The sequence below is a fragment of the Salipiger sp. HF18 genome (genome assembly GCF_011806505.1).
Classification (GTDB): Bacteria; Pseudomonadota; Alphaproteobacteria; order Rhodobacterales; family Rhodobacteraceae; genus Salipiger; species Salipiger thiooxidans.
The window spans coordinates 1-10,492 of the sequence record NZ_JAATOS010000122.1 but is presented as its reverse complement, the minus strand read 5'-3'; the positions used below and the strand labels follow the sequence as shown (position 1 = coordinate 10,492).

The following is a 10,492-nucleotide window of genomic DNA, read 5'->3' as shown; positions in this document are numbered from 1 at the left end:
CCGCCGCCGCGACAACCGCGTGCTGGTGGTGGTCGAGGACACCGGCCCCGGCATCCCCGAAGAGGCGCTGACCAAGATCTTCAAGCGCTTCTACTCGCACCGTCCCGAGAACGACTTCGGCAACAACTCCGGCCTCGGCCTCGCGATCTCAAAGCAGATCGTCGAGGCGCATGGCGGCGTGATCTGGGCCGAGAACATCCGCCCGACCGAAGCCGACGTGACCTCGGAGCCGCTCGGCGCCCGGTTCGTCGTGGGCCTTCCGATCTGACCCGCTGAGCCTGCCATGTCCCGCACCGACACCTCCGTCCTCCACGCCACCGCGGTGGCCGTGGCCGGCAACGGGCTGCTGATCCGGGGCGCCTCGGGCAGCGGCAAGTCGGGCCTTGCGCTCGAGATGATGGCCCGCGGCGCGGCGCTGGTGGCGGACGACCGGGTCATCGTCACCGCCCGCGACGGCGCACTCTGGCTCTCGGCCCCCTCCCCCATCGCCGGACTGATCGAGGCGCGTGGCCTCGGGCTGCTGCGGGCCACGCCCGCGCGCGGCCCCGTCCGGCTGGTCGCGGTGCTCGATCTCGACGAACCCGAGACCGACCGCTTGCCGCAGTGCCGCGAAATCATGCTGCAGGGGCAAAGAATCCCCTTGCTTCACAACTCCGTGCATACCAGTTTCCCCGCAGCGCTCGTTCAATATCTAACGAGTGGCCGAAGGGATCACGGAGACATGCAGGATCAGCCGACGGGAAGCCAACGTGTTGTCCTCGTCACCGGGCCTTCGGGCGCCGGGCGGTCCACTGCGATCAACGTCCTGGAAGATATCGGCTTCGAGGCCATCGACAACATCCCGCTGAGCCTGATCCCGCGCCTGCTCGACGGCGGCGCGCTGGCCCGGCCGGTGGCGCTTGGCGTGGACATCCGCAACCGCGACTTCTCGGTCCAGGGTCTTCTGGACCTGCACCGCCGCCTCGGCAGCGAGGCGGGGATCGAGGCGCAGCTGCTGTTCCTCGACTGTTCGTCCGAGGTGCTGGCGCGGCGCTATTCCGAGACCCGCCGCCGCCATCCCATGGCCCCCGAAGAAAGCTACACGCAGGGCATCGCCCGCGAGACCGAGCTCCTGCGCGACGCGCGCGATGCGGCGGACGTGCTCATCGACACCTCCGAGTTGTCGCCGCACGACCTGCGCGCCCAGATCGAGCGCGGTTTCTGCGATGACAGCGGCCAGATGCTGGCGGTCTCGCTGCACAGCTTCTCCTACAAGCGCGGCCTGCCGCACGGGCTCGACTGGGCCTTCGACTGCCGCTTCCTCGACAACCCCCACTGGGAGCCGGCGCTGCGCGCGCTGACCGGGCTCGACGCGGCGGTGACCGAGCACGTGGCCAGGGACGCGCGCTTTGCCCCGTTCATCGAGAAGCTCGTGGATCTGGCGGAATTCGTACTCCCCGCCTGCAAGGAAGAGGGCAAGGCCCATCTCACCTTCGGCTTCGGGTGTACCGGCGGGCAACACCGTTCGGTTACTGTGACGGAAACGGTGGCGCGTGCTCTTGCAGAGCGCGGCTGGCAGGTGTCAACTAGACACCGCGAGCTGGAGCGGCGGGGCATGTCTGTCCGCGCCGGACAAGGTGAAGCCAGCGGAGGACGGCAGGCGTGATCGGCATCGTGATCGTGGCCCATGGCGGATTGGCGCGGGAGTATCTCGCGGCGGTCGAGCATGTGGTGGGCGCACAGCCCGGCGTGGTCGCCGTGTCGATCGAAGCCGTGCACGACCGCCGCACGAAGCAGGCCGAGATCTGCACCGCCGCCGACGATGTCGACACCGGCGACGGGGTGGTGGTTGTCACCGATCTCTATGGCGGCTCGCCATCCAACCTCTCGCTGCTGGCCTGCCAGCCCGAGAACCGTCGCATTCTTTACGGCATGAACCTGCCGATGCTCATCAAGCTGGCCAAAAGCAGGCAGATGCCAGTGCCGGATGCGGTAAAAGGCGCCCTCGAGGCGGGTCGTAAATACATTGACAGTATCAACGTCAAACCCGATCCCCTCTAGGACAGGCCCCGCGCCCAAGGAAAAGACCGCATGAGCAAGACCGAGCACCGTGTGCTGAAGATCGTCAACGAGAAGGGCCTGCACGCCCGCGCCTCCGCCAAACTGGTCGAGGTGGTCGAGGGATTCGACGCGCGGGCCGAGGTCTCCAAGGACGGGATGAGCGCCGGGGGAGACAGCATCATGGGGCTTTTGATGTTGGCAGCTTCCAAAGGAAGCTCTATTGAAGTCGAGACTTCGGGACCGGACGCGTCTGCGCTGGCCGATGCGTTGGAAGCATTGGTCGCGAACCGCTTCGGCGAAGACAACTGACCCCGGGAAACACCCCCGGACGCTGCAAGACGGAACAGGGCGGGCACATGGTTGACAGCTATCAGGCCACGGCCGGTGCAACGGGCGGTTCCGTCACGCGCCCCGGGCACGCTCCGTACGACAAGCGCAGGCTGAGCTACGCCAACACTTTCACCAATCCCTGGAAGGCCAACACCATCCGCGCGCTGGAATGGATGACGGGCAAGCTGCCTCTGATCCGCCTCGTGCGCCGTGTCGAGCGCGCCGGTGTGCCCAACGGACAGGAATTCTGGCCCCACGCGCTGGCCCACATGGACATCCGGCTCGACACGCCCGAAGAGCAGATCCGCCGCATCCCCGAGAAGGGGCTGGTCGACGGCATGATCCTCGGCGAGCTGATCGGCCGCGTCCGCACCGACTACAAGATCCTCACCCGCGCCCTGCTGACCGGGGTGAAGGAGATCGAGGATTTCATGATCCCGGTCCCCTTCCCGCACGAGGAATCGGCGCGGGAACAAAGCCTCGAGATGCGCGCCCGCGCCATGGATCACCTCAAGAAGGGTGGCGTCGTGGCGCTGTTCCCGTCGGGCGTGGTGGCGGCGTCGCAGACGCTCTTCGGCCCGGCCATCGAGGCCGGCTGGAACCCCTTCACCGCGAAGATGATCCAGCGCTCCGGCGCCACCGTGGTGCCGATCTACTTCCCCGGCCAGAACAGCCGCGCCTACCAGATGGCCAACCGCATCTCGCCGACGCTGCGGCAGGGGCTGCTGATCCACGAGGTGATGCACGCCTGCGGCCGCCCGCAGCGCCCCGTCGTGGGCGAGCCGATCTCGCCGGACGAGGTCCGCAACTGGGGGGGCAAGCCGCGCGAGTTCGTCGCCTGGCTGCGCGAGAAGACCCTCGGCCTGCGCCACGACAGGTAAGCGGCTCCGCGTCCTTCAACCTTTTGCTGACTTTGCTGCGAAACCGCCGCCTTTTCATGGCATTGGCGACGTGCCGGACATGATCTGAATCTGCCGCCCCACCGTCACGCGTAGCTCTCCGGCCGTGCCCCCGGCACGTGCCACCCCAGCCGCACAATAGGCTTTCCAGACATGCCCAAAAGAGCCCGCGCTCCTACAGAGGCGGGTCCTGAACTCGCGCCCTGAAGGAACGCCTCAGCGGGTGGGTACCGGCTCGTCGCCGCGGTAGTCGTAGAAGCCGCGCTTGGTCTTGCGCCCCAGCCAGCCGGCCTCGACATACTTGGTCAGCAGCGGGCACGGGCGGTACTTGGTGTCCGCAAGCCCGTCGTGCAGCACGTTCATGATCGCAAGGCAGGTGTCGAGCCCGATGAAATCCGCCAGCTCCAGCGGCCCCATCGGGTGGTTGGCGCCGAGCTTCATCGCCATGTCGATGGAGCGCACGTTCCCGACGCCCTCGTACAACGTGTAGACCGCCTCGTTGATCATCGGCACCAGGATCCGGTTCACGATGAAGGCCGGGAAGTCCTCGGCGCTGGCAGCAGTCTTGCCGAGCCGTTCCACCACCCCGAGACAGGTCTCGTAGGTTTCCTTGTCGGTGGCGATACCCCGGATCAGCTCGACCAGCTGCATCAGCGGCACCGGGTTCATGAAGTGGAACCCGAGGAACTTCTCGGGCCGGTCGGTGCGCGAGGCAAGCCGGGTGATCGAGATCGACGAGGTATTCGAGGTCAGGATGGTGTTCGGCAGCAGGTGCGGCGCGAGGCTGTCGAAGATCTTCTGCTTGACGGTCTCCTGCTCGGTCGCGGCCTCGATCACCAGATCGGTCTGCCCCACCGCGGCGATGTCGAGCGTCACGCTGATTCTGCCCAGCGCCTGGTCGCGTTCGTCCTGGCTGATCTTCTCGCGGCTGACCTGGCGGTCCAGATTGCGACCAATAAGCGCGATCGCCTTGTCGAGCGCTTCCTGGCTCACGTCCGAAAGCCGAACCTCGTAGCCCGCCAGCGCCATCACATGGGCAATGCCATTGCCCATCTGCCCGGCGCCTACAACTCCGATCGTCCTGATATCCATCGCCCGCTTCCCTCGAATTTCGCGCCAACCATAGTCACGCGCCGGGACCCGCCGCAAGCCGGGTTCCCAAGATTTGTCACGCTTTTTCGCGTTAGCAAATTGGCAAGATGATTGACGGAGGTTGGGCACGGGTGAGTACGAACGAAGGTGGGTGTGATGACCTATGCTGCAACGGCGCAAGGTGCGCTGGATTATTTCCCGTGTCGCTACGGGCGCTCGCGGGTGCTGTTCCGCGGGCCGCGACGTCCGCTCGACGGTCCCTATGTCGGCTTCCTTGGCGGCACCGACACCTATGGCCGCTTCATCGAGACGCCCTTCCCCGCGCTCTGCGAAGCGGCGCTCGACATTCCCTGCGTCAATTTCGGGGTGATCAACGCGGGGCTCGACCTCTACCTCAACGATCCCGGCGCCCTGCACGTGGCCGAGCGCGCCTCGGTCACGGTGCTGCAGATCATGGGCGCGCAGAACATGTCGAACCGCTATTACAGCGTGCATCCGCGCCGCAACGACCGCTTCCTGCGCGCCTCCGACCGCCTGCAGGATCTCTACCCCGAGGTCGATTTCACCGAGTTCCACTTCAACCGCCACATGCTGGGCCGGCTGCACGACCTCTCGCCCGAGCGCTTCTCCGAAGTGACAGGCGAGCTGCGCCTCGCCTGGGTGGCGCGGATGAAACACCTGCTGACGCTGCTGCGCGGCCGGGTGCTGCTGCTCTGGATCTCCGACCGGCTGCCGCCGGAAAAGCCCGTGGACACGATCGAGCACGAGCCGCTCTTCATCCACCGCGGCATGATCGAGACCCTGCGCCCCCGCGCCGCCGGCTATCTCGAGATGCCGGTCTCGGACAAGGCAAGGCAGCGCGGGGCGCCCGGCATGGTCTACAACGACTTCGAGGCCAGCGCCGCGGCCGAGCTGCTCGGCCCTATCGCGCATGAGGAAACCGCCGAGGCGCTGGTGCCGCAACTGCGCGACCTGCTCGGCTGACCCGACACTGCCCGGTTTTTGACCGCACCGCCCCGGGAAGGGCGCCGAATGACGGTGCCTGCTGCACTGCGGCAAGCGGACGCGGCGACGGGTCATGGAAACCTCTTCGAGGGGGCGTATAGCTGTGCGGGACGACGCCCGGCCGCGCCTTTCCGCGGTCCGGGCCGAAGACCGGAGAACCGCATGCATATCGAGAACCGCACCTTCGACGAACTCAAGGTGGGGGACAGCGCCGAGCTGCGCCGTCTCGTGACCGCCGACGACCTGCTGGCCTATGCCAACGTCTCGGGCAACCACAACCCGCTGCACCTCTACGATCAAGACGGCGATGGCGACGGCCGCCCCGAGGCCATGGCGCCCGGCTCCTACGTCTCGGCCCTGGTCGGCGCGGTGTTGGGCAACGTCCTGCCCGGCGCCGGCACGCTCTACCGCGCCCAGAGCTGGGTGTTCCACGCCCGCATCTTCGCCGACGACGAGATCGTCATGCGCGTCACCGTCACCGACAAGAACGAGCGCGACACCACGGTGACGCTCGCGACCGAGGTCCGGCGCATCGGCGACGACGCGCTGGTACTCTCCGGCGTGGCCGAGGTGCTCGCCCCGCGGCGCAAGATCGAATACAACAGCCACGACCTGCCCGGGCTGATCGTGCAGCGCCACCGCCATTTCGAGAAGCTCCTGCGCAAGGCCGAGCCGCTGAAGGCACTGCGCACCGCCGTGGTCTGCCCCGAGGAGCCGAACTCGCTCGGCGGCGCGCTCAAGGCCCGTGCCCACACCCTGATCGACCCGATCCTGATCGGCTCCACCGCCAAGATCGTCGAGGTCGCGACGGCGATGGGCGTCACCCTCGACGGCATCGAGATCATCGAGGAACCGCTGCACCGCAACGCCGCCCGAAAGGCGGTGGAACTGGTGCACGAGGGCCGCGCGCAGGCGATCATGAAGGGCCACCTGCACACCGACATGCTGCTGCGCCCGATCCTCGACAAGCAGACTGGCCTGCGCATGGGGCGGCGCTTCACCCATATCTTCGTGATGGACGTGCCGGGCCACCCGCAGCCGCTGCTGGTGACCGATGCCGCCATCAACATCGCACCGGACCTGAAGACCAAGGTCGACATCACCCAGAACGCCATCGACCTCGCCATTTCGATCGGCGTGGAACAGCCCAAGGTCGGCGTGCTCTCGGCCACCGAGACGGTGAACCCCGACATCCCCTCCTCGATCGACGCGGCGCTGCTGTCGAAGATGGCCGACCGCGGCCAGATCACCGGCGGGCTGGTGGACGGCCCGCTGGCCATGGACAACGCCGTCGACATCGCCGCCGCCCGCACCAAGGGTATCACCTCGGCGGTGGCCGGCCAGGCCGACATCCTCGTGGTGCCGAACCTCGACGCCGGCAACATGCTCGCGAAACAGCTCACCTACATCTCCCACGCCGAGGCCGCGGGTCTGGTGCTGGGCGCGCGGGTGCCGATCATCCTCAACAGCCGCGCCGACGACGACATGAGCCGCCTCGCCTCCTGCGCCGTCGCCGCCCTGCACCATGCAAGGGTCTCCGGCCACGCCGCCTGAGCCAAGGGCGCCGCGCCCAGTCACCCGCGCGGCGCCAGCGGCTCCATCCTGCCGAACGCCCCCGCCGGAGGCCCCCACTCCTTCCACCGCCCCCAATACAAACACTCCACCCACTCCACGCCCCGACAAGCGCGCCGCGCCCCTCCTTCATCTTGCCAGGTAAACTCCCGCCGGAGGCTCCCGCCCCCTCCATGCGCGCAGACCCAAGGCAAAGCCCCACATCCCCACTTGCGCTCATTCATATAATTCCATAATTCATGAAATATGGAATCAATAAGACTCGAACAGCTCGGCACCCTCAGCCACCCACAGCGGATGGACCTGTTCCGCCTGCTCATGCGGCGCTACCCGGACGCGGTTCCGGCGGGGGAGATCGTCGGCGCGCTAGGGCTCAAGCCCAGCACAGCCTCGGTCTACCTCGCGGCGCTGCGCGAGGCCGGGCTGATTAACCAGACGCGCGAGGGGCGCTCGCTGCTCTACCGCGCGGATGTGACGGCGGTTCAGGGGCTGATGGGGTTCCTGTTCAGCGACTGCTGCCGCGGACGGCCCGATCTTTGCCCGCCCACGGCGCCCGCTTCGGCGACAGGAGGACAGGCCATGGCCCGACGCAAGTACAACGTGCTCTTCATCTGCACCGGCAACTCCGCCCGGTCGATCATGGCGGAGTCGCTGCTCCGCGCCCTCGGCGGTGACCGGTTCGAGGCCTATTCCGCCGGCACCCGGCCCTACTCCGAGCTGAACCCGATCGCGGTCTCGATGCTCGAGGACAAGGGCCTCGACACCGCGCGGCTCCGGGCCAAGACCATCTCGGAGTTCCGGGGCCCGGACGCACCGCCGCTCGATTTCGTCTTCACCGTCTGCGACCGCGCCGCCAACGAGGACTGCCCGGCCTGGGCGGGCCAGCCGATCAGCGCCCACTGGGGCCTGCCCGACCCGGTCGCCGCCACCGGCACCGAGGCCGAGCGCCGGCTCGCCTTCCAGCAGGTCTACGGCATGCTGAAGCACCGGCTCTCCGCCTTCACGGCGCTGCCCCTCGACACGCTCGACCGGATCTCCCTGCAATATGCCATCGACCGCATCGGCATGTCCGAAACCGAGGACCACACCGGATGACCACCTACGCCTTGAACGGGCTTGGCCGCATGGGCAAGCTCGCACTCCGTCCGCTGCTCGGGAAGGGCGCGAAGATCGCCTGGATCAACGACGCGGTCGGCGACCCGGAGATGCACGCCCACCTGCTCGAGTTCGACACGGTGCACGGCCGCTGGCCGGCGACGTTCTCGCATGACGCCGAGAGCCTCAGCATCGACGGCACGCGCCTGCCGGTGCATTGCGAGAAGCGCATCGGGGACCTGCCGCTCGAGGGCGTGGACGTGGTCATCGACTGCACCGGCGTCTTCAAGACAGAGGCGAAGCTCGCCCCCTATTTCGCCGCCGGAGTGAAGAAGATCGTGGTCTCGGCGCCGGTCAAGGACGGCCCCACGGTCAACCTCGTCCACGGTGTCAACAACGACGCCTACGACCCCGCCGCCCACACCATCGTCACTGCCGCCAGCTGTACGACCAACTGCCTCGCGCCCGTCGTGAAGGTCATCCACGAAAACATCGGCATCCGGCATGGCATGATCACCACGATCCACGACGTGACCAACACCCAGACCATCGTGGACCGCCCCGCCAAGGACCTGCGCCGCGCCCGTTCGGCGCTCAATTCGCTGATCCCCACCACCACCGGCAGCGCCAGCGCGATCACGATGATCTACCCCGAGCTCACCGGCAAGCTGAACGGCCACGCCGTGCGCGTGCCGCTGCTCAACGCCTCGCTCACCGATTGCGTCTTCGAGCTGGAGCGCGAGACCACGGCAGAAGAGGTCAACGCGCTCTTCAAGGCCGCCGCCGAAGGTCCGCTGCAGGGCATCCTCGGCTACGAGGAGCGCCCGCCGGCCACCACCGACTCCCCCACCGCCCCGCCCCCCTCGGTCATCGACGCGCCCTCGACCATGGTCACCAACGGCACCCAGCTCAAGGTCTACGCCTGGTATGACAACGAATGGGGCTACGCCAACCGGCTCGCCGATGTGGCGCTGATGGTGGGCGCAAGCCTCTGATCCGTCATCTTACGACACCGATCCCTGACAGGCTCCCGCACATGAGAGAGACCGCATGACCGCCGACCGCGAAAACGGCCTCGCCGCCTATGTCGCCGTGACCGCCGCCTACTGGGCCTTCATGCTCACCGACGGCGCGCTGCGGATGCTGGTGCTGCTGCACTTCCACAGCCTCGGCTTCTCGCCGGTGCAGCTGGCCTATCTCTTCGTGCTCTACGAGATCGCGGGCGTGGTCACCAACCTATCGGCGGGCTGGATCGCCGCGCGCTTCGGGCTGGCCTCGACGCTCTATGCGGGGCTCTCGCTGCAGGTCGTGGCGCTGCTGGCGCTGGCGCAGCTCGACCCGTCCTGGGCGGTCGGCGTCTCGGTGGCCTTCGTCATGCTGGTGCAAGGGGCGAGCGGCGTCGCCAAGGACCTTGCCAAGATGTCGTCTAAATCGGCGGTCAAGCTGCTCGCGCCCAAGGGCGAGGACGGGCTCTTCCGCTGGGTCGCCCTGCTCACCGGCTCGAAGAATGCGGTAAAAGGGCTGGGCTTCCTGCTCGGCGCGGCGCTGCTGGGGCTCGCGGGCTTCGTGCCCTCGGTGCTCGGAATGGCGGCGGTGCTGGCGGTGATCCTCGTGGCCATCGTGCTGCGCATGCCCGCGGGCCTGCCCGCCGGCCGCAAGGACGCCAGGTTCCGCGAGGTCTTTTCCAGGAACCGCAACGTGAACTGGCTGAGCTTCGCCCGCGTCTTCCTCTTCGGGGCGCGCGACGTGTGGTTCGTGGTCGGCATCCCGATCTACTTCTACGCCGTGCTCTCGGACGGCACCGAGGCCGGCAACCGCATGGCCTTCTTCATCATCGGCAGCTTCATGGCGGTCTGGATCATCCTCTACGGCGCGGTGCAGGCCGCCGCGCCGCAGCTGCTGCGGGCGAAATCCCGGGGCGCCGCCGCCATGGTCCCCGCCGCCCGCGGCTGGGCGCTGGCGCTTTTCGTGGTGCCCGCGCTGCTTGCCGCCACCGTGGCGATTGCCGGAGCGCCGTCGCCGTGGCTCACGACCGTGCTGGTCGCGGGGCTGCTGGTCTTCGGCGCCATCTTCGCGGTGAACTCATCGCTGCATTCCTACCTGATCCTCGCCTTCACCGAGGACAGCCGGGTGACCATGGACGTGGGGTTCTACTACATGGCCAATGCCGCCGGGCGGCTGCTCGGGACGGTGCTGTCGGGCGCGAGCTACCAGCTCGGCGGGCTGCCGCTCTGCCTCGGGACCGCCGCCGCCATGGTCGCGCTCAGCGCCTGGGGGGCCGGTCACCTGCGCGCGGACGCGGGCCCCCGCGAGGTCGCGCACCCCTGACCGCGCCGGGTCATGCTGCAGCCGCGAAACACATGCGGGCGGCGCAAGCGACCGGTGCTCTTGCCCGGCAAGGGGCGCAACGTCCCCTAGGAAGCCATGCACACAGCGCAACGATTCAATAGATAGATATG

The 10,492-nt window shown here is 67.7% G+C and carries 11 protein-coding genes; 10 read left to right on the top strand and 1 reads right to left on the bottom strand.

Annotated elements, in window-relative coordinates; translation table 11 throughout:
- From HC022_RS12285 to HC022_RS12265, 5 genes are all read left to right on the top strand, one after another.
- Positions 1-268, top strand: a 268-nt coding sequence (locus HC022_RS12285) for an ATP-binding protein (protein WP_254885067.1), incomplete at its 5' end; no start/stop codon positions are given.
- 15 nt (positions 269-283) lie between these two features.
- The gene (gene rapZ / locus HC022_RS12280; RefSeq protein ID WP_167452621.1) at positions 284-1,645 is read left to right on the top strand and encodes an RNase adapter RapZ; all 1,362 of its coding nucleotides are present in this window, start codon (positions 284-286) and stop codon (positions 1,643-1,645) included.
- On the top strand, positions 1,642-2,040 hold the full coding sequence (locus tag HC022_RS12275) for a PTS sugar transporter subunit IIA (protein WP_008883132.1): 399 nt from the start codon (positions 1,642-1,644) through the stop codon (positions 2,038-2,040). Before rapZ ends, HC022_RS12275 begins: the two co-directional genes overlap by 4 nt.
- A 30-nt stretch (positions 2,041-2,070) precedes the next feature.
- A complete protein-coding gene (locus HC022_RS12270; RefSeq protein ID WP_008883355.1) occupies positions 2,071-2,349 on the top strand; it encodes an HPr family phosphocarrier protein in 279 nt (92 codons plus the stop codon).
- Positions 2,350-2,396: 47 nt separating this feature from the next.
- The gene (locus HC022_RS12265; protein ID WP_167452620.1) at positions 2,397-3,251 is read left to right on the top strand and encodes a lysophospholipid acyltransferase family protein; all 855 of its coding nucleotides are present in this window, start codon (positions 2,397-2,399) and stop codon (positions 3,249-3,251) included.
- Positions 3,252-3,485: 234 nt separating this feature from the next.
- Here the strand turns inward: HC022_RS12265 and HC022_RS12260 are convergent, their stop codons facing one another.
- Entirely contained in the window at positions 3,486-4,361 is an 876-nt protein-coding gene (locus HC022_RS12260; RefSeq protein ID WP_040383634.1) for a 3-hydroxybutyryl-CoA dehydrogenase, read from the bottom strand.
- A gap of 156 nt (positions 4,362-4,517) precedes the next feature.
- Here HC022_RS12260 and HC022_RS12255 point away from each other — a divergent pair, with 156 nt between their 5' ends.
- The 5 genes from HC022_RS12255 to arsJ all read left to right on the top strand — a co-directional run bounded on the left by HC022_RS12255 (position 4,518) and on the right by arsJ (position 10,361).
- Positions 4,518-5,345: a DUF6473 family protein gene (locus tag HC022_RS12255; protein WP_167452619.1), complete on the top strand. Its 828-nt coding sequence runs from the start codon at positions 4,518-4,520 to the stop codon at positions 5,343-5,345.
- A 183-nt stretch (positions 5,346-5,528) separates the two neighbouring features.
- A complete protein-coding gene (locus HC022_RS12250; RefSeq protein ID WP_008883188.1) occupies positions 5,529-6,920 on the top strand; it encodes a bifunctional enoyl-CoA hydratase/phosphate acetyltransferase in 1,392 nt (463 codons plus the stop codon).
- A 264-nt stretch (positions 6,921-7,184) separates the two neighbouring features.
- Entirely contained in the window at positions 7,185-8,033 is an 849-nt protein-coding gene (locus HC022_RS12245) for a helix-turn-helix domain-containing protein (RefSeq protein WP_167452618.1), read from the top strand.
- Positions 8,030-9,028 carry an ArsJ-associated glyceraldehyde-3-phosphate dehydrogenase gene (locus tag HC022_RS12240; protein WP_167452617.1) on the top strand — a complete coding sequence of 333 codons (999 nt, stop codon included), beginning with the start codon at positions 8,030-8,032 and terminating at the stop codon, positions 9,026-9,028. Before HC022_RS12245 ends, HC022_RS12240 begins: the two co-directional genes overlap by 4 nt.
- A 55-nt stretch (positions 9,029-9,083) precedes the next feature.
- Complete coding sequence (arsJ, locus tag HC022_RS12235; RefSeq protein ID WP_167452616.1) at positions 9,084-10,361, top strand: organoarsenical effux MFS transporter ArsJ; 1,278 nt, start codon at positions 9,084-9,086, stop codon at positions 10,359-10,361.
- The last annotated feature ends 131 nt before the right edge of the window (positions 10,362-10,492 follow it).